The sequence below is a fragment of the Halorubellus litoreus genome, assembly GCF_055378595.1.
On the sequence record NZ_AP043836.1, the window covers coordinates 1,364,289 to 1,382,052 of the forward strand.

At 63.6% G+C, this 17,764-nt stretch carries 11 protein-coding genes, 3 tRNA genes and 3 rRNA genes; 7 read left to right on the forward strand and 10 right to left on the reverse strand.

Annotated elements, in window-relative coordinates; genetic code table 11:
* Positions 1 to 21: 21 nt before the first annotated feature.
* Both ACZ48X_RS11070 and ACZ48X_RS11075 read right to left on the reverse strand, forming a co-directional pair.
* Positions 22 to 1,815, reverse strand: a complete 1,794-nt coding sequence (locus tag ACZ48X_RS11070) for a nitrite/sulfite reductase (protein ID WP_336351095.1) — start codon at positions 1,813 to 1,815, stop codon at positions 22 to 24.
* Positions 1,816 to 1,947: 132 nt separating this feature from the next.
* On the reverse strand, positions 1,948 to 2,262 hold the full coding sequence (locus ACZ48X_RS11075; protein ID WP_336351096.1) for a DUF8134 family protein: 315 nt from the start codon (positions 2,260 to 2,262) through the stop codon (positions 1,948 to 1,950).
* A 217-nt stretch (positions 2,263 to 2,479) separates the two neighbouring features.
* Between ACZ48X_RS11075 and ACZ48X_RS11080 the strand changes: the two genes are divergently transcribed.
* Genes ACZ48X_RS11080 through ACZ48X_RS11090 form a run of 3 tightly spaced genes read left to right on the forward strand, consistent with a single transcriptional unit; the run spans position 2,480 to position 3,556 of the window.
* Entirely contained in the window at positions 2,480 to 2,611 is a 132-nt protein-coding gene (locus tag ACZ48X_RS11080) for a hypothetical protein (RefSeq protein ID WP_336351097.1), read from the forward strand.
* Positions 2,612 to 2,613: 2 nt separating this feature from the next.
* Positions 2,614 to 2,829 (forward strand): hypothetical protein, encoded by a 216-nt coding sequence (locus ACZ48X_RS11085; protein ID WP_336351118.1) that lies wholly within the window; start codon positions 2,614 to 2,616, stop codon positions 2,827 to 2,829.
* Positions 2,830 to 2,869: 40 nt separating this feature from the next.
* Complete coding sequence (locus ACZ48X_RS11090; protein ID WP_336351098.1) at positions 2,870 to 3,556, forward strand: DUF7119 family protein; 687 nt, start codon at positions 2,870 to 2,872, stop codon at positions 3,554 to 3,556.
* A gap of 2 nt (positions 3,557 to 3,558) precedes the next feature.
* On the opposite strand, the gene ACZ48X_RS11095 is transcribed toward ACZ48X_RS11090, so the two are convergent.
* The gene (locus ACZ48X_RS11095; protein WP_336351099.1) at positions 3,559 to 4,821 is read right to left on the reverse strand and encodes a M20/M25/M40 family metallo-hydrolase; all 1,263 of its coding nucleotides are present in this window, start codon (positions 4,819 to 4,821) and stop codon (positions 3,559 to 3,561) included.
* Positions 4,822 to 4,906: 85 nt separating this feature from the next.
* Here ACZ48X_RS11095 and ACZ48X_RS11100 point away from each other — a divergent pair.
* Positions 4,907 to 4,980, forward strand: a tRNA-Lys gene (locus ACZ48X_RS11100).
* A 391-nt stretch (positions 4,981 to 5,371) separates the two neighbouring features.
* Here ACZ48X_RS11100 and ACZ48X_RS11105 read toward each other — a convergent pair.
* The 7 genes from ACZ48X_RS11105 to ACZ48X_RS11135 form a co-directional block, all read right to left on the reverse strand.
* Positions 5,372 to 6,226 (reverse strand): head-tail joining protein, encoded by an 855-nt coding sequence (locus ACZ48X_RS11105; protein ID WP_336351100.1) that lies wholly within the window; start codon positions 6,224 to 6,226, stop codon positions 5,372 to 5,374.
* A gap of 114 nt (positions 6,227 to 6,340) precedes the next feature.
* Positions 6,341 to 6,417 (reverse strand) — tRNA-Cys (locus ACZ48X_RS11110).
* Positions 6,418 to 6,895: 478 nt separating this feature from the next.
* Positions 6,896 to 7,017 (reverse strand): 5S ribosomal RNA (gene rrf / locus ACZ48X_RS11115).
* Positions 7,018 to 7,133: 116 nt separating this feature from the next.
* Positions 7,134 to 10,062, reverse strand: a 23S ribosomal RNA gene (locus tag ACZ48X_RS11120).
* A 207-nt stretch (positions 10,063 to 10,269) separates the two neighbouring features.
* A tRNA-Ala gene (locus tag ACZ48X_RS11125) sits at positions 10,270 to 10,341 on the reverse strand.
* Between the two features lie 117 nt (positions 10,342 to 10,458).
* Positions 10,459 to 11,931: ribosomal RNA gene (locus ACZ48X_RS11130) — 16S ribosomal RNA — on the reverse strand.
* The 16S, 23S and 5S rRNA genes sit together here with 2 tRNA genes alongside, the layout of an rRNA operon.
* 1,223 nt (positions 11,932 to 13,154) lie before the next feature.
* Positions 13,155 to 13,463 carry a non-histone chromosomal MC1 family protein gene (locus tag ACZ48X_RS11135; RefSeq protein ID WP_323677795.1) on the reverse strand — a complete coding sequence of 103 codons (309 nt, stop codon included), beginning with the start codon at positions 13,461 to 13,463 and terminating at the stop codon, positions 13,155 to 13,157.
* A gap of 228 nt (positions 13,464 to 13,691) precedes the next feature.
* On the opposite strand from ACZ48X_RS11135, the gene ACZ48X_RS11140 reads away from it, so the two are divergent.
* From ACZ48X_RS11140 to ACZ48X_RS11150, 3 genes are all read left to right on the forward strand, one after another.
* Positions 13,692 to 13,889 carry a hypothetical protein gene (locus tag ACZ48X_RS11140; protein ID WP_166042207.1) on the forward strand — a complete coding sequence of 66 codons (198 nt, stop codon included), beginning with the start codon at positions 13,692 to 13,694 and terminating at the stop codon, positions 13,887 to 13,889.
* A gap of 267 nt (positions 13,890 to 14,156) precedes the next feature.
* Entirely contained in the window at positions 14,157 to 15,212 is a 1,056-nt protein-coding gene (locus ACZ48X_RS11145; protein WP_336349649.1) for a quinone-dependent dihydroorotate dehydrogenase, read from the forward strand.
* A gap of 290 nt (positions 15,213 to 15,502) precedes the next feature.
* Entirely contained in the window at positions 15,503 to 17,689 is a 2,187-nt protein-coding gene (locus ACZ48X_RS11150; protein ID WP_336349682.1) for an ATP-dependent DNA helicase, read from the forward strand.
* Positions 17,690 to 17,764 lie beyond the last annotated feature (75 nt).

The window sequence follows — 17,764 nt, forward strand, 5'->3', positions numbered from 1 at the left end:
GCGCCGACGTGACTCCCGTCATCAGTCGTCCGCGGGCGCCGAGTCGTCCTCGGCCGCCGCGTCCAGCGGCACGCCGTCGCCGTCCGTCGGCGCGGGCGACGCCGCCATCTCGTCGTCCTCCGCGTACGGGTACCACGTGCGCTTCGTGTTGTGCATGAAGTGATCCTCGTAACTCGTCTCCTCGGGTTCGACGAGTTCCTCGAGTTCGTCCTCGTCGTGGCGCTCGACGAAGTCACGGAACGTCTCCGTGCCCTCGCGCTCCGTTTTGTACGTCTCGACGAGGTTCGCGATCGCACCGGGGACCTCGTCCGCGGGGATGCGTTCGCCGACCCAGTCCGCGAACCGCGGGTTCTCACCGAGCCCACCGCCGAGCCCGAGGTCGAACGCCTCCACGGGCTCGCCGTCCTTCCGCGTCTTCATCCCGCGCAGCGAGACGTCCGCGATCTGCGGTTGCGCGCACGACGCCGTGCACCCCGACAGGTGGACGTGGAAGTCCTCGACCTCCTCGGGCAACTCGACCGTGTCGCGAAGGTGTCTGGCGTAGCGGACCATGCGGTTCTTCGTCTCCACGATCGAGAGCGAGCAGAACTCCGTGCCCGTACAGGCGATAGAACCCCGCATGAACGGGCCGGGGTTCGGCGAGTAATCCTCGAGCAGCGGCTCTGCGAGGAGGTCGTCGACGTTCTCGTCGGGGACGTCCGTGACGACGACGTTCTGGCGCTGCGTGAGCCGGAGCTCGCCCGAACCGTACTCCTCGGCGAGGTCCGCGAGCTCGAGGACGTCTTCGGTCCCCATCCGGCCGACGAGAACGTTCAGGCCGACGTAGTTCTTCCCGTCCGCCTGCGGGTGGACGCCGACGTGGTCGTCGTGCCCGTCGCCCTCGCGCCCCGCGTTATAGCTGTATTCGTCGCGGAAGTCCTCGCCCGCGGACTGGAGTTCGAAGTCCACGAACTCCTCCTGGAGCACCTTCCGGAGCTTCTCGGCGCCCCACTCGTCGACGAGGAACTTGATGCGCGCCGAGTACCGGTCCTCGCGGTTCCCGTACTCCTCGAACAGCGCCGACACCGCGTCCGCGACCGCCGCCGCCCGCTCGTGGGGCACGAACACGTCGATGTCGCGCGCGAGCCGCGGCTCGTTCCGCGCGAGCCCGCCGCCGACGCGGACGTTGTACCCCTTCACGCCCTCTTTCGTCGCGGGCTCGAACGCGAGGTCGTTGATCTCGCCCTGCCCGCAGCCCTCGCGGCAGCCCGTGACGGCGACCTTCCACTTCCGCGGGAGGTTCTCGTAGCGGTCGTTCTCCTTGAACTCGTCCTGGAACGCGTACACCGTCTCGAGCGCGTCGACGTGCTCGTGCTCGTCCTTCCCCGCGACCGGACAGCCGACGATGTTCCGCCACGAGTCACCGCACGCCTGCACCGTCGACAGGCCCGCGCCCTCGAGAGCGTCCCAGACCTCGACGATGTCCTCGACCTTGATCCAGTGCAACTGGATCGCCTGCCGAGTCGTGAAGTCGCACCACGACGCGCCGAACTCGGGATTCTCCACCGGACCGGTCGCGTACTCCTCCGCGACCTCGCCGACGACGCGGAGCTGGCCGGGTTCGAGGATGCCGTTCGGCGTCCCGATGCGCATCATGAAGTACGACTCCTGGCCCGCGCGCTGGTGGTACAAGCCGTACCACTTGAAGCGCTCGAACCACGCGTCGCGCTCGTCCTCCGGAATCGACGCCCAACCCTCCTCGGCGAAGCGCTCGACGTGCTCGCGGATGTCCGTCCCGTACACCTCGGCCTTCCACTCCTCGACGTCCGTCGCCATTCGTACCCGAAGCCACGCGCCACGGGGTCATACCCGCAATCGTCTCGTCATACCTCCCCGGTACTCCGCAAAAGCGGCGAAACTTGCACACCCCGACCGCGCCGTGACGCGGACGGACAACACCCACCCGACTCAGACAGACGGCTCGCTCCGCGCACGCACCGCATCCGGCGGATACGGCCGGAACGACCCGTCCAGTACACGCCCGACGCCCAACCCCGAGAACGTCCGCTTCTCGCCGCAGTCCACGCACCGACCCACGCCGTCGACCGATACCTCGCGTCCCGTGACGCTCACGCGCGTGAACGCCTCCAGGAGCACGAACGCGGTCGCACACCCACAGAAATCCGTCGCCGCGAACCGCCAGATATCGCTCGTCGGCACCCGCCGCTCGTTGTCGACGGACACCCACGCACCATCGTCCAGCACGCGCAATTCAGTCGGCATACCCACCCTCGACGCCGCTCGGGTTTGGTCCCATCGGGGCCCGCAAACCTCCGTGTCGTCCACGACACCACGAACCACCACGAACCCACTCACTGCACGCGATTTCCCGCCAGTTCGCCCGACCGAGATACCGGGAACATCGTCCGGTACCCGGGAGCCCCGGTCACGAGTGACACCACGAACTCGTTTAACCACACCCACCACATACGACGACCCGATGACCCCCACCGACACGCCAACCGACGACCCACCCGACAACGACCAGCCACACCACCCCACGACCACGAGACCAACCAGCGTCGCACCGCCCGCAGACGTCGCCCCCGAACTCCACGACGAGGACGCATGACGATGGCCGAACCCGAAACCACCGACCCCGAGTCAGAGACCACCGAACCAGAAGCAGAAACCACCGAACCAGAACCCATCGAGGACGACCCAGCCACCAGCGACGACCACGACGAAGACCGCAGCGGCGACCGCGACGACGCACACCTCCGCGACGTCGACCCCGGCGCCGGCTGCACCGAGATCTGGGAGCACCTCTCAGAGACGCGCGACGACTAGCACCCACGACTTTTCTCACCACGCCCCCAACCACAACTCGATGCCAGACGAGGACGCCCCCCGCGCCGACCGCCAATCGCCAGTCGGCAAACCCGTCATCCGCGGCGACCCCGACATCACGGGGCAGACGCCCGAAGAAGCCGTGCAGTTCGACCCCGACGACCCCGAAAGCGTCGCGCTCGCCGCCGACACCGTCGCCCGGTTCGCAACCAGCAGCGTCGGCGACGACGACCACGTCTACGTCCTCCGCGGCGCCGCCGCCTGCGCCGCACTCGTCCGCGGCGTCGGCTCGTACAAGATCGCCGCCGAACGCACCGACGGCGCAGCCAGCATCTCCTTCATCCGAAAATGGGCGCGCGTCCACGACCTCCCACGCTCCGTCCGCCTGCACGTCGCCCGCGGCGACATCGCCCCAACCGCCGCGAAACACGTCGCGCGCCTCGCCGGCGAAGCACGCTTCCACCTCGCCTGGGCGATCCTCGACGCCGACCTCACCGTCCGCGACGTCCGCACCATCGCCAGCGACGTCGACGACGACACGTCCATCGCGGACGCCCTCCGCGCACACGGCATCACACCCGGACACCTCGACGTCGACCTCCCGCTCGCCACGTACTCCGAACTCCGCCGGCAAGCCGCACTCGAAGGCCGACCCCCCGGCAGCGTCCTCGCCGACGCACTCGCCGCATACGACCCCGACCGCTACGAGACCAACACCCAGCGCTGACCCTACTCGTTCGCGAGGAACGCCACCGTCGCGTCCGCGAGCACGTCCGCAGCCGCACGAACCTCCGAGAGCGAGATCGTCTCGTCCGGGAAGTGCGCCTGGTCGATACTCCCCGGCCCGAACAGGACCGTCGGAATCCCCGCCGCGACGTAATGTCGAGAATCCGCACCGTACGTCGCCCCACGCGGCTCGTCGTCCAACCCCGCAGCCTGCATCGCCCCACGAAGCGCGCCAACCACCGGTTCGTCCGCATCGACCGCCGCAGCCTCGAACTGGATACCGTCACGCTCGAAACCAGGCGGGTGCTCGCGCGTCCACGCATCCGCGTCCGCGACCAACCGCAACCGCTCGCGGAGCGCCTCCTCGACACCAGCAACCGTCTCGCCCGGCGCGACGCCCACGCGGACGCCCGCCGACAACGCCGCCGGCACCGACGACGCCCACTCGCCCGCCCGCACCGTCCCGACGTTCACCGGCCACTTGATCGGGAACCGCTCGTACCGCGCGTCCGTCACCGCCTCGTCGCGCTCTCGCTCGAACGCCCGAAGCCCCTCGCGAACACGCTCGAAGTGATCGAGAACCGACTCGCCGCGCCACCGCGTCGCCGCATGCGCACTCCGCCCCTCCAACGTAATCTCACCCATCAAACTCCCCTCGACAGCAGTCACGCACGCCAACTCCGTCGGCTCCGCGACGATGCACGCATCGCGCTCGAACGCGTACGGCGACTCGAGCGCCGCCATCCCCGCCCCGATACCACCCTCCTCCTCGCCAGCGACCGCCTCCACGACCACGCGACCATCGAGCCCGCTCTCGCGAGCACGCTCGACAGCAGCGCGCGCAGCGAACACCGCCGCGACCAACCCACCCTTCATGTCGGCCGCACCACGCGCCGTCAACTCGCCGTCCACCCACGTCGCCTCGAACGGCGGACTCGACCACGACCCCTCGCCCGCAGGAACGACATCCACGTGCCCGTTCAACACGAGCGTCCGCCCCGCCGCAGGGTCCCCAACCTCGAAGACACCAGCGACACTCGGCCGCCCATCAACGTCGATCTCCGCAGGGTCGTCCGGGAACGACGGATGCCCCGCAAGCACACTCGCATCAGCCTCCCACGTCACCGTCTCGAACCCCCAATCGTCGAGACGCCGCTCGAACCACGCAACGACCGCCGCCTCCTCACCAGGCGTCGACGCATACTCCACGAACGACGAAAGCATCGACCGCACCTCGCCCGCCTCCGTCACCTCGAAACCATCCATGCACGAACGCTCACCCAGCATCGCCCTAAGCGTTCTCCCCTATATCGACAACCCTTAAATACACGGGTCCGAAACTGAGGAGCAAGGGCCGGTAGCTCAGTCCGGCAGAGCGTCTGGCTTTTAACCAGACGGTCGGGGGTTCAAGTCCCTCCCGGCCCGCTTCTGCGACGAACGAACGTGAGGAGCGAAGCGGCCATCGAGGACTTGAACCCTGCGAGTCGCAGCACCCGAGCGAAGCGAGGGTGACCGTCTCGCATCGGTTCAAGTCCCTCCCGGCCCGCTACTTCGCGCTGCGAACGACGGTGAGCAGCGCGAATCGGAGCCGAGGGACGTGAATCCTTCCAGTCGCGCGCAGCGAACGCAGGGAGAGCACGTCTAGATTCGAATCACGTGGCTCCCAGTCCGCCTCTGCCTCGACCAGACGTGAGGAGCGCAGTAGCTATCGAAGACTAGACTCTGCAAGTCAGACCAACAACGAACGACCACGCACCCGAGAACCAGAATAAAAAAAAAACGGCGAACAGCTGCCGACAACAAACGAACGCGCGCGTTACTCCTTCCGCGGGAGGAACGCCAGCGCGATGAGGAGCACGAACACACTCCCACTCCCGATCGTCACACCCCAGACACCATTGATGCGGTCGTGGAACCGATCATTCGTACGGATCGCATCCTGCAACTGCTCACGTGCAGCCTGCCCCTCACCAAGCAGAACAGTATCGTTGTTCTTGAAGTGAACGACGTACGGCTGCTCGTTCAGCGAGATGTTCTGATTGTTCGTCGTGGACAACGCATTCGTCCGCGGCGCAGTCCACTCCAACACGACACTCGTATTCGAGACGCTCGCAATCGTCGTCCGATTCCCAGCACGCTCGAACGAATCACTCTCCGAGAACGCCACCGACTGCACCGACTCGTTCGACGAATTCGCGATATACGACGTCACCGCAACGTCCTGCCGACCACCCTGCTCGGGCTCACTATCGATATACAGAACCCCATCACTCCACGCCGGCCGGAACTGCGCCGTCGGCTCCCAGCGGAGCTCGAACCGATCCGTCCCGTTCTCCACCAGAACACGACGCGTCTGATTCTCGAACTCGACAGTCGAATTCGCCGCCCACGACTCCGTATACCGCGCAGAATCGTTCGTCCACTCGAAACGGACAGTGTACTTGAGGCCACCACCACCACCGTGACCACCACCCTCCTGCTGTTCAGCTTTCACTTCAGCGACCGTATACGTCCGCTCATCCACAGTGACAGTATCGCCCGCCTCTATCTCGCGGACATCATCACCACTGATCGTGATCGCAGGCGCGTCCGCCGTCGCAATGAACGCGTACGACCCGGCAGCGATCACGAGGAAGAACGCGATGTACGCCGCCGCTGCTCGTCGTTGCATAACCGAAGCGAAGTACGCACTCGGTATAACGGTTTCTAACTCACCACGACACACCCACCACACAACCACCAACACCACCCACACAGCACGCGCTCACCAACGAACACACAAAGAAGCCAAGGGCCGGATTTGAACCGGCGGGGGTGCGGCTCTGCAGGCCGCTGCGTTCGGCCGGACTCTGCCACCTTGGCGCACTCACACCTACCGACTCACCGAATTTAAGCATAGCGGAACACCCTCACGAAACCACCCCCCACCACCGGCACGGCGCGCGAGCGAGCGCGACCGGCGACCACCGGGAGCCCGGCCGCGCACACACACGCGAGGGACGGCGAGCGAACACCGTGAGCGAGCCGTCGGCTGGGGAGGACGAGGCCCACAGCTGTCCCCTACGCACGCAACTTCACCGACAGCGTCGCCACTCCACGAACAACACACCCACGCACAACCCAACCACAGCATCGCCACTCATCGAACAACACACACTCGCACAACCCAACCACAGCATCGCCACTCATCGAACAACACACCCACGCACAACCCAGGACAGCATCACCACTCCACGAACAACACACACACGCACAACCCAACCACAGCATCACCACTCCCTCTGTAAAGACAAAAAGCCCACCACCCCACAACAGGGGTGGCAGGCTCAAAGTATGAATAGCGAGGCAGCGAACCGCGTTTCCCAGAGGCTCGCGCACTCCAGTACTCCCCGGTACGCAGATGGGCTTAACTTCCGTGTTCGGGATGGGTACGGGTGTCACCCCACCGCTCTGGCCGCCTCAACGCCGACCCACGGGAACGATCCATGGTACGCCAACGTCGGTACGTCAGCCGCAATGTAAGCACAATCCAGTTAACACCTGGACTCGCACAGCACGAGTCAGCACACAGTCCGAATGAATGGTGGCTCGAGTGATTAGTTCTCGCGGGCTCAACACCTCGTTGCCTTGGTGCGTACACCCCGAGTCTATCTACCTCATCTTCTATGAGGACTCTCAAGCGGAACCTCTTTTCCAGGTGGGTTTCGAGCTTAGATGCGTTCAGCTCTTACCCCGTGTGACGTAGCTGCCCGGCACATGCCCTCTCGGACAACCGGTACACCAGTGGTCACCACTCGTAGTTCCTCTCGTACTATACGAGCGTTCCCGTCAGGTTCCATAACACCCCCAGTAGATAGCAGCCGACCTGTCTCACGACGGTCTAAACCCAGCTCACGACCTCCTTTAATAGGCGAACAACCTCACCCTTGCCCGCTGCTGCACGGGCAGGATGGAGGGAACCGACATCGAGGTAGCAAGCCACGCGGTCGATATGTGCTCTTGCGCGTGACGACTCTGTTATCCCTAAGGTAGCTTTTCTGTCAGCAATGGCCCGCATCAAGCAGGCAAATTGGTTCGCTAGACCACGTTTTCACGTCAGTGTCACTCGTTGGGAATGACACTGTCAGACCACCTTATGCTCTTGCGCTCTTCATCGCGTCTCCGACGCGATTGAGGTGATCTTGGGGCACGCTCGATATCTTTTCAAGCGTGTACCGCCCCAGTCAAACTGCCCGGCTACCGGTGTCCTCCTCCCGGAGTGAGAGTCACAGTCATTAGTGGGTAGTATTTCACTAGTGCCTCGGTGGCCCGCTAGCGCGGGTACCTGTGTAACGGCTCCTACCTATGCTGCACACTAACGACCGTGTCTCAGCGACAGCCTGCAGTAAAGCTCTATAGGGTCTTCGCTTCCCCCTGGGGGACTCCAGACTCCGCACTGGAACGTACAGTTCACCGGGCCCAACGTCGGGACAGCGAAGCTCTCGTTGATCCATTCGTGCAAGCCGCTACTGAAGCGGCAAGGTACTACGCTACCTTAAGAGGGTCATAGTTACCCCCGCCGTTGACGGGTCCTTCGTCCCATTGTACTGGGTGTTCAGATACCCGCACTGGGCAGGATTCAGTGACCGTACGAGTCCTTTCGGATTTGCGGTCACCTATGTTGTTACTAGACAGTCGGAGCTTCTTGGTCACTGTGACCTGCCTCTCTCCGAGGCAGGCACCCCTTCTCGCGAACTTACGGGGCTAATTTGCCGAATTCCCTGACGTCGGTTGTTCCCGACAGGCCTGAGCGTTCTCGGCTAGAGCACCTGTGTCGGATCTCGGTACGGTTCGTATGCTTGCCTTTTCACGGGCCCCGGATACGGTCGACTTTCGCTATCCCGTGCTTCGTCCGCTTCCTGCCATTACGGCGTCCACGGATTTCCACGGTTCGACTGGGCGAAGGCCCAGCTCGACTGTCTCTAAGGCGTCGGCGTTCACTGCATACGAGCACTGGAATATTAACCAGTTTCCCGGTTCGTCCAAGTCGAATTACGGTTGGACTTAGGGCCGGCTAACCCTCGGCTGAACGGCATTGCCGAGGAACCCTTGCTCTTTCGGCCGTCGGGGGTCTAACCCGACTAACGCTGCTACTATGGCCAGGATTTTCGTCACTGTATGGTCCACGCGAACTCTCGTCCGTGCTTCCACCCATACAGAGCGCCAATCTACACGATCACCCATATGATGGGTGCGGCCAGGTCTCGGTGGTGGATTTGAGCCCCGATCATTTTGGGCGCCTCAAACCTCGGCCGGTAAGCTGTTACGCTATTCTTAGAGGGTAGCTGCTTCTAAGCTCACCTCCCGGCTGTCTAGGGCTTGAGACCACCTTCGATCGCACTTAATCCACACTTGGGGACCTTAACCCGGCTCTGGGTTGTCTCCCTCATGGTGCACAGGCTTACCCCGCACACCGGACTCCCTGCGTCGACGGCGCTCGTAGGTTTGGAGTTTGACAGGGAGGCCCACTTCTCTCGAAGTGGGATCTCCCAATCGGTCGCTCTACCCCACGAGCTACCTCAGCAGAGGTCATGCTTCGACATGTTTCGATTGGAACCAGCTGTTGCCAGATTCGATGGGCCTTTCACCCCTACACCTAGGTCACGCGAGGGTATTGAAGGACACCAACGCTAACAGGCCTCCACGTGCCTTTCGGCACGCTTCACCTTGCCCAGGCGTAGATCATCTGGTTTCGGGTCGCATCCGTTTGACTCCCCGCGCTTGAACACGGTGACCCTGGCCCCGAATGGGGCTGCGGTCGTATCGGTTTCCCTGCGCCTTCCCAGCGAGAAGCTGGTTAGACTCGTCAGACAGATGCACTCCCTGGCTCGTTTTTCAAAACGCACGATGGAACACCGGCTTCCACGAGTTCCTACTGCGGGCTCGCGCCCGTGTCGTTTTCTCGTGGACCTTGTGTGCCCCATCGCTCTATCGCCAACTGATTTCAGGCCCTATTGCACCTCCCTTTGTGGGGTGCTTTTCAGCGTTCGCTCACGCTACTTGTTCGCTATCGGTCTTGAGGAGTGTTTAGTCTTCGCGGTCGATGCCCGCGTGGTTCACGAGGGATATCCAACCCCCGATACTCTGGAGCTGACGCCCAACGTACTAGTCTGTCTTACGGGGCTGTCACCCTGTGTCGCGCTCCGTTCCAGGAGACTTCGTGCAGATGTTCTGTTGTTGGTTGTCAGTCCGTACACCACATGTCCCGTGAGGGATTCGGTTTGGACTGGGTCGCGTTCACTCGCGGTTACTGACGACATCGCGGTCTTGCTTTCTTTTCCGGCCGATACTAAGATGTTTCAGTTCTCGGCGTTCCCCATTGCGCGAAGCAATTGCGGTGGGGATTCCCATTCGGAGATCCTGAGTTCTTACCCTCCGTGCGGGTCCCTCAGGCTTTTCGCAGCTTGGCACGTCCTTCGTCGGCTCTCAAGCCGAGCCATCCACCAGTTGGCACAGTAGCCACGTCTGTTGGAATGTTGTTGACTCGATGGTACGAGTCCAGTTTGTGTCTGGATTGTGCTTACACGCGGCTTCATCACGTCCCCTGGTAGTTGCCAGGCGGACGTTCGACCCTTCCCACTCACGCTTGCGCGGAGTGGTGCATCAGTCGTCGTCAAGTCTTCCTCTCTCCGTCTCCCACTTAAGGGGATTGGTTCGGGACGACTTGAACGTACATGGACCCACTGGGATTCGAACCCAGGGCATCCTCCTTGCAAAGGAGGCACTCTACCACTGAGCTATGGGCCCACCTCCCTCTCGGGAGGATAGTTAGCCCTGGTAGTTCAAAGGTGCCCAATCGGGCGATTCGGTGGAAAACCGAACTCGGAAAGGTGGGCCAACCCGGTGTGGGTTGGTCCCGGTCAGTGGAGGTGATCCAGCCGCAGATTCCCCTACGGCTACCTTGTTACGACTTAAGCCCCCTTGCGGAGCCCAGATTCGACCACCGTTAGGTGGCCTCATCCGGACCCCACTCGGGTGCTTTGACGGGCGGTGTGTGCAAGGAGCAGGGACGTATTCACCGCGCTCTTCTGAAACGCGATTACTACCGAATCCAGCTTCATGCGGACGAGTTTCAGTCCGCAATCCGAACTACGATCGAGTTTCGGAGATTAGCGCCCCCTCTCGGGGTTGCATCCCATTGTCTCGACCATTGTAGCCCGCGTGTTGCCCAGCTCATTCGGGGCATACTGACCTACCGTTGCCCGTTCCTTCCTCCGCTTTAGCAGCGGCAGTCCACCTAATGTACCCAACCACCACGAGGGTGTTGCTGGCAATTAGGCGTGCGGGTCTCGCTCGTTGCCTGACTTAACAGGACGCCTCACGGTACGAGCTGACGGCGGCCATGCACCTCCTCTCAGTGGCTCAGGTAAGCTCATCACACTGACCGTCACTGCACACTGTCGGAGCTGGTGAGATGTCCGGCGTTGAGTCCAATTAAACCGCAGGCTCCTCCGGTTGTAGTGCTCCCCCGCCAATTCCTTTAAGTTTCATCCTTGCGGACGTACTTCCCAGGCGGCTCACTTCACGGCTTCCCTACGGCACAGCACTGGCTCGTAGCCAGTGCCACACCTAGTGAGCATCGTTTACGGCTAGGACTACCCGGGTATCTAATCCGGTTCGTGACCCTAGCTTTCGTCCCTCACCGTCGGATTCGTCTTCCCGAGGCGCTTTCGCCACCGGTGGTCCGTCCAGGATTACGGGATTTCACTCCTACCCCAGACGTACCCCTCGGGTCTTCCGATCCCAAGCTGACTGGTTTCCGCCGGACGCCTGCTCGTTGAGCGAGCAGATTTCCCGACGGACCTGTTCAGCTGGCTACGGACGCTTTAGGCCCAATAATATCGGCCATCACTTGGGCTGCCGGTGTTACCGCGGCGGCTGGCACCGGTCTTGCCCAGCCCTTATTCTTGTACCTCCCTACGGTACAGAAAAGCGAGGACGATATGCCCTCGCACTCGGAGTTCCCTTATCGCACTGTCGTGCAGTGTAAAGTTTTCGCGCCTGCTGCGCCCCGTAGGGCCCGGTATCTTGTCTCAGATACCGTCTCCGGGCTCTTGCTCTCACAACCCGTACCGATTATGGGCACGGTGGGCCGTTACCCCACCGTCTACCTAATCGGCCGCAGCCACATCCTATGGCGCCGTAGCATTTCCGGCTCAAGCCATTCCAGGCATAGAGCGTTATTCAGAATTAGCCTCAGTTTCCCGAGGTTGTTCTGATCCATAGGGTAGTTTGGCCACGTGTCACTGAGCTATCTGCCACGAGTATGAACTCGTGCGACTAGCATGGCTAAATCGAACTCCGATAGCAATGGCCTCCGGCAGGATCAACCGGAATGGTCCCGAGCTCAAGGCTCGGGGGGTATGGCGGGACACACTCGAATAGAGTGTGTTCCATCTATTGCATTGCGTGGTCCGAGTTCGGTGATCCAGATCGAGTCGGCCGATCGGGCGTCACCGAACTACCAGGGCTAACATCAGATTCCGTCTTGACGGCGGACCGCAGGGGCGGAATCCTCATTTCCTTCCGGACTTGAGCATATTCCGGGAAGGGACATAAGCCCTTCGGAGTTGCTCCGTTCGGCGAGTGGTATTCGCCGAACACGTCCGGGATTGGGGCACGAGTTGAACGTGCCCCGAATCTCGGTGTGTCGTGTGCGTCGTATCCGAATCCCCGTGTCCACTTAAGGGCGTCGGACTCGCCCAACGCCGAAGTTCATTCCGGCGGGGCGTTCACGTCACAACAAAATCGCCTGTTTTACTTAAGGGCGTCGTTTCGTTGATGTCCCGTGTGTGGACCGGGGCGTTCCTGCCTCCGTGCCGGGTCGCGGCCGGAGGGGGTGGCGTCGTGCGCCACCTTGTTCGCATCTATACCGATGGGAGTGATACATTTAAGGCCGTCGTTCCGTTCGGCCATTGTCATCGGGTTCACGTGGGGCGGTTTCGCATGGTTTCCTGGTCCGCGCGTACGCGTGATGAGTTATATGAATGAGCGTCGGTGAGGTGACGCGTGGTGGTGGCCCAGGGAGGGGATCGGTTGGTGTGGGGCGTGTCTGTTGGATGCTGGGGGTGGAACGGGGCGTGTGTGTCCGGCTGGGTCCGGGTCGGTGTTGGCCCTGGGGTGGTTCGGCGTCGAGTGTGACTGGTGGCGGCTGGGGAGCGGCTGGACCTGTAGCTGCGCTGTGTTGGTAGTTTCGTGGTCTTTCGCGTGCGTGAGGTGTGGTTGGTTGTCGACGCCGTGGTTGCTGGTGCGTGGGACGTACCGACTGCTGGCGGTGGTTGCTGGTGCGTGGGACGTACCGACTGCTGGCGGTGGTTGCTGGTGCGTGGGACGTACCGACTGCTGGCGGTGGTTGCTGGTGCGTGGGACGTACCGACTGCTGGCGGTGGTTGCTGGTGCGTGGGACGTACCGACTGCTGGTGGTGTGTTGTGTCGCGCGGGTGGAGGCCGACGGGTCATTCCACGCGTGGTGCGGTCGGTCGGGTCGGGTGGTGCCCGCGCGGTGGCGAGGTTCGCCCTCGGGGGTCGTATGCGTGTCGGTCGAGAAAGGCGGGGGAGTTTTATTCTTCGAGGTGTTCGATCCGTTTCTTCGAGACGTTGGCTTCGGTGATCTCGTCGGGCATCCAGTCGGGTTTGTCGTCTGGGGCTTGTTCGTTCCAGGCCCAGCCGTCGTAGATGTGGACTTTGTCGGTGCCTTTCTCTCGGAGCCGGAGTTCGGTCTTCTCGGCGTTCTCTTCGCCTTGTGCTGGTTCGAGGCGTCGTGCTGCCTTCAGTGCTGCTTGTCGGGGCGTGTTGCCTGAGAACACGCTGGTTTCCTCGCCACTCTGGTCTCGAAGCGCGAAATTGCGCTTTCCATCTTCACGTACCATGATTTCGCTCCATGCCAAAGGAACACACGGCCAACCATAAAGATATCCCCGGAATCGGGGGACGGCGACGGAACCATTGATAAAGGGAGGGGGTAACAGGGGTGTGATATCGGCTGGAATCGGGGGTGATACGGGGCTGAGATTGCTCGCGCGCGGTCACCCCGACGCCTGCGGTGTAGAAAACACTTAAGTACGTGCTGTAGCGAACAGTCGAACTAGACCTCGGCGATGGTACGGAAAAAGAAGTTGAGCCCGAGTGGCGCGAAAGACGAGAACGGCGAGTACCACAACGTCCACATCAACCTCCACGAGGACGAACTGGCGGTTGCGGGGATGGACATCGGCGATGAGGTGTTCGTGCGCGTACGGGATGGGAAGATAATCATCCAGAAGGCCGACCAGGACGAAGTCGAACACGAGTTCTAACGTACCAGTCGCCGTCGTATCCTCCGCACCGTCACCCAGCGAGCGACGCGTCCCTCGGTATGCGGGTTCTCTGAGACCACTAGCTACCTGGCGGTCGCCGGATGCTCTCACAGTCGATTCTCGCTCCACCGCCGAACCGACGTCCTGGCGGACGTCGGATGCGCTCGTACGGGCAGTCACCCCAGAAACGGCGCCCGAGCGGGCGCCGTATGCTCGTGCGGGCAGTTCCCGGGACGTTTATGCACGTTCGCCGCCGCGTGACGATTGATGACGTTCTACGACGCCGTTCGGCCGTTGTTGTTCTCGTTGCCGGCGGAGACGGCGCATGGGGTCGGGAAGTCGGCGCTGCGTGCGGTCGACGGGACGCCTGTCGCGTCGGTCCTGCGGCGGCGGTTCGTGGTGGACGACGACCGGTTGCGGGTGGCGGCGTTCGGTGAGTCGTTCCCGAATCCGGTCGGTGTGGCTGCCGGGTTCGATAAGAACGCGGGGGTCGTTGGTGGCCTGGCAGCGCTTGGGTTCGGGTTCGTCGAGGTCGGTGGGGTGACTGCGGAGGCCCAGCCGGGGAATCCGCGCCCGCGGATGTTCCGTCTGCGGGAGGACGAGGCGATCGTGAACCGGATGGGCCTCAACAACCAGGGGGCGGACGCGGTGGGGCGACGCCTCCGCGAGGACGTGGCGGCGTCGGTCCCGGTGGGCGTGAACCTCGCGAAGTCGGAGGTGGCGTCGATGGCTGACGCACCCGCCGATTACCGGTACACGTACGAGCGCGTGGCCGAGGGCGGTGATTTCTTCGTCGTGAACGTGTCGTGCCCGAACTCGGAGGGGTTCCGCGACCTCCAGAACAAGGACGAGCTGGCGGCGATCTTCCGCGAGCTGGTCGAGGCGGGCGCGAGTCCGCTCCTCGTGAAGCTCTCGCCGGACCTCCCCGAGCCGGCGCTCGAGGACGCGCTCGACCTCGTCGACGAGTTCGACCTCGACGGCGTGGTGGCGGTGAACACGACGACCGACCGCCCGGAGTCTCTCGCGAGCGCGCACGCGAGTGAGACCGGCGGTTTGTCCGGGAAACCGATCGAGGATGCGTCGACGCGACTCGTGCGGTTCGTCGCCGAGCGCACGGACGTCCCCGTGGTCGGCGTCGGTGGCGTGTCGGACGCCGAGGGTGCGTACGCGAAGATCCGCGCAGGCGCATCGCTCGTCCAGTTGTACACGGCACTCGTCTACGAGGGCCCAGGACTTGCACGGGACATCAACCGCGGACTCGTCGAGTTACTGGAACGCGACGGGTTCGACACCGTCACCGACGCGGTCGGCGCGGACCTGTAAGCCGCCTTCCCACGAGTGATACCGCGGCATCGCGAACCAGGAACCTCCGAGCCTCCAGCGACTCGTGCTCGCACGCCTCGAGGAGAACCGGCGGCCTCGCGGACGTCGGATGCTCGTGCGAGCGTCCGAACAGGAACCGCGGCCCTGGCGGACCGCGGATGTGGATGCTCGCACGCCTCGAGGAGAACCGGCGGCCTGGAGGCCGCCGGATGCTCGTGCGAGCAGTCGGGCGAACCCTTTTGCCTGATTGCGCGCAACGCGTTGGTGTGACTGCGGACACGGACGCGTACATGCGGTTCTTCCCGTACGACGAGCCGTACGCGAACCAGCGGGAGGCGATGGACCGCATCTACAACGCGCTCTCGCGTGGCCAGGACGTCCTCTTCGAGGGGGCGTGTGGGACGGGGAAGACGCTGTCGGCGCTCGTGCCGGCGCTCGAGTACGCGCGGGAGGCGGGGAAGACGGTGGTCATCACGACGGACGTCCACCAGCAGATGCGTCAGTTCGTGACGGAGGCGAGCGAGATAACGCGCGAGGAGGCGATTCGCGCGGTCGTGTTCAAGGGGAAGGCGTCGATGTGCCACATCGACGTCGGGTACGAGGAGTGCCAGGCGTTACGGGATACGACGCGTGACCTCGTGGACAAGCGCGAGGACGTCGAGCAGTTGGAGGAGCGCCAGGAGGAGCTGCTGGAGGAGGTCCGCGAGGGCGACGACGGCTCGCAGGCCGCGCAGGAGGCCCAGGAGGCACGGGCGGCGGTCGTGAACGAGATCCAGTCCCTCCAGGGTGCGATCGAGGACGTGGACGACGCGAACGTCTGCGATCACTACCTCCAGAATCTCACTGCGGACACGGACGGGTTCTACGAGTGGTTGTTCTCGGACGTGCGGACGCCCGAGGAGATCTTCGAGCACGCGGGCGCGCAGGGGTTCTGTGGGTACGAGCTATTGAAGGAGGGCATCGAGGGCGTTGACCTCGTCGTCGCGAACTATCATCATCTCCTGGATCCGATGATCCGCGAGCAGTTCTTCCGGTGGCTCGGCCGCGACCCCGGGGAGGTCATCACGGTGTTCGACGAGGCGCACAACGTCGAGGACGCTGCGCGAGACCACGCGACGCGGACGCTCACGGAGCAGACGCTCGACAGTGCACTGGAGGAGTCCGCGGACAGCGACGACCCGCGTGCGGACCGTGCGTCGAACGTCCTCGGGGCGTTCCGGGATGCGCTCGTGGAGACGTACGAGGACGCGATGGGGTTCGGGGAGCGCGAGCGCGTGGGCGAGGACTGGGAGGACGTCACTATCGCGAACGACGACGGCCGCGACGACCTCACGATGGCGTTCCTCCAGGGGTACACGGGCCAGGGCTACCAGCAGGACTTGGAGGCGGCGGTGCAGTTCGGCCAGGAGTTGGACGACGAGTACGAGGAGGCGTACAAGCGCGGGGAGGCGACGACGCGCCAGGAGTGCCAGACCTTGCAGGCGGCGCGGTTCGTGGGGTCGTGGATGCAGGAGTCGACCGAGCAGGGGAAGTACCCGGTGTCGGCGGTGCGGCGCGACCAGGGAACCGACGACGTGTACGGGCGCGTGGAGTTGTACACGTGCATCCCGCAGGACGTGACGAGCGAGTTGTTCGGGGAGACGCACGCGAACGTCCTGATGAGTGCGACCTTGCAGCCGTTCGGCGTCGCGGGCGAGGTCCTGGGGCTGCAGTCGCCGGTGGAGATGGAGTACGGGTTGTCGTTCCCGCAGGAGCGTCGGCGGACGTTCGCGGTGGGGACGCCGGCGTTGTTCGCGAGTAAGCGCGACAAGGTTCCCGTGCAGGAGCGGTACGGGGAGACGCTCGCGGACGTGGTGCGGTTCACGCCGGGGAACACGCTGGCGTTCTTCCCGAACTACGCGGAGGCGGAGCGGTACGCGCAGCGGCTCCGCGAGCACCCGAAGGTCGATTCGACGGTGTACCTGGACGAGGCGGGTGTGAGTGCGGAGGATGCGCGGACGGCGTTCACGAACGACGACGATGCAGTCTTGTTGACGTCGCTCTGGGGGACCTTGGCGGAGGGCGTGAGTTTCGACGGTGACGACGCGCGGTCGGTCGTGGTCGTCGGCGTGCCGTACCCGCATCTCGACGACCGGGCTGAGGCGGTCCAGCGCGCGTACGGGGAGGCGTTCGGGAACCGTGACCCGGAGCAGGACGGCTGGCGGTACGCGGTGGAGATCCCGACGGTCCGGAAGACCCGGCAGGCGCTCGGCCGCGTCATCCGGTCGCCGGAGGACTTCGGCGTGCGCGTGCTGCTGGACGAACGCTACACGGCGAAGAGCGAGCACGAGATGGGGAAGTACAGCGTCCACGATACGTTCCCGAGCCACGAGCGCGAGGAGATGGTCGACATCGGCCCGACGAAACTCAAGTTCGCGATGCTGAACTTCTATCAAGACATGGACGCGTACGGGCCCGACGGCCCGCCCGCGCCCTGAGCTTCCGCGTTGGCTTTTCGCCCGCGTTTTGCGACCCGCGAGCGAAGCGAGGCGACGGAGTCGCCTCGATGGTGA

Coding starts and splice junctions, on each gene's coding strand:
- ACZ48X_RS11095 (WP_336351099.1), bottom strand. CDS start 4,821: ATGGATGGTTTCGAGGTGACGGAGGCGGGCGAGGTGCGGTCGATGCTT.
- ACZ48X_RS11145 (WP_336349649.1), top strand. CDS start 14,157: ATGACGTTCTACGACGCCGTTCGGCCGTTGTTGTTCTCGTTGCCGGCG.
- ACZ48X_RS11090 (WP_336351098.1), top strand. CDS start 2,870: ATGCCAGACGAGGACGCCCCCCGCGCCGACCGCCAATCGCCAGTCGGC.
- ACZ48X_RS11085 (WP_336351118.1), top strand. CDS start 2,614: ATGGCCGAACCCGAAACCACCGACCCCGAGTCAGAGACCACCGAACCA.
- ACZ48X_RS11105 (WP_336351100.1), bottom strand. CDS start 6,226: ATGCAACGACGAGCAGCGGCGGCGTACATCGCGTTCTTCCTCGTGATC.
- ACZ48X_RS11140 (WP_166042207.1), top strand. CDS start 13,692: ATGGTACGGAAAAAGAAGTTGAGCCCGAGTGGCGCGAAAGACGAGAAC.
- ACZ48X_RS11075 (WP_336351096.1), bottom strand. CDS start 2,262: ATGCCGACTGAATTGCGCGTGCTGGACGATGGTGCGTGGGTGTCCGTC.
- ACZ48X_RS11070 (WP_336351095.1), bottom strand. CDS start 1,815: ATGGCGACGGACGTCGAGGAGTGGAAGGCCGAGGTGTACGGGACGGAC.
- ACZ48X_RS11080 (WP_336351097.1), top strand. CDS start 2,480: ATGACCCCCACCGACACGCCAACCGACGACCCACCCGACAACGACCAG.
- ACZ48X_RS11150 (WP_336349682.1), top strand. CDS start 15,503: ATGCGGTTCTTCCCGTACGACGAGCCGTACGCGAACCAGCGGGAGGCG.
- ACZ48X_RS11135 (WP_323677795.1), bottom strand. CDS start 13,463: ATGGTACGTGAAGATGGAAAGCGCAATTTCGCGCTTCGAGACCAGAGT.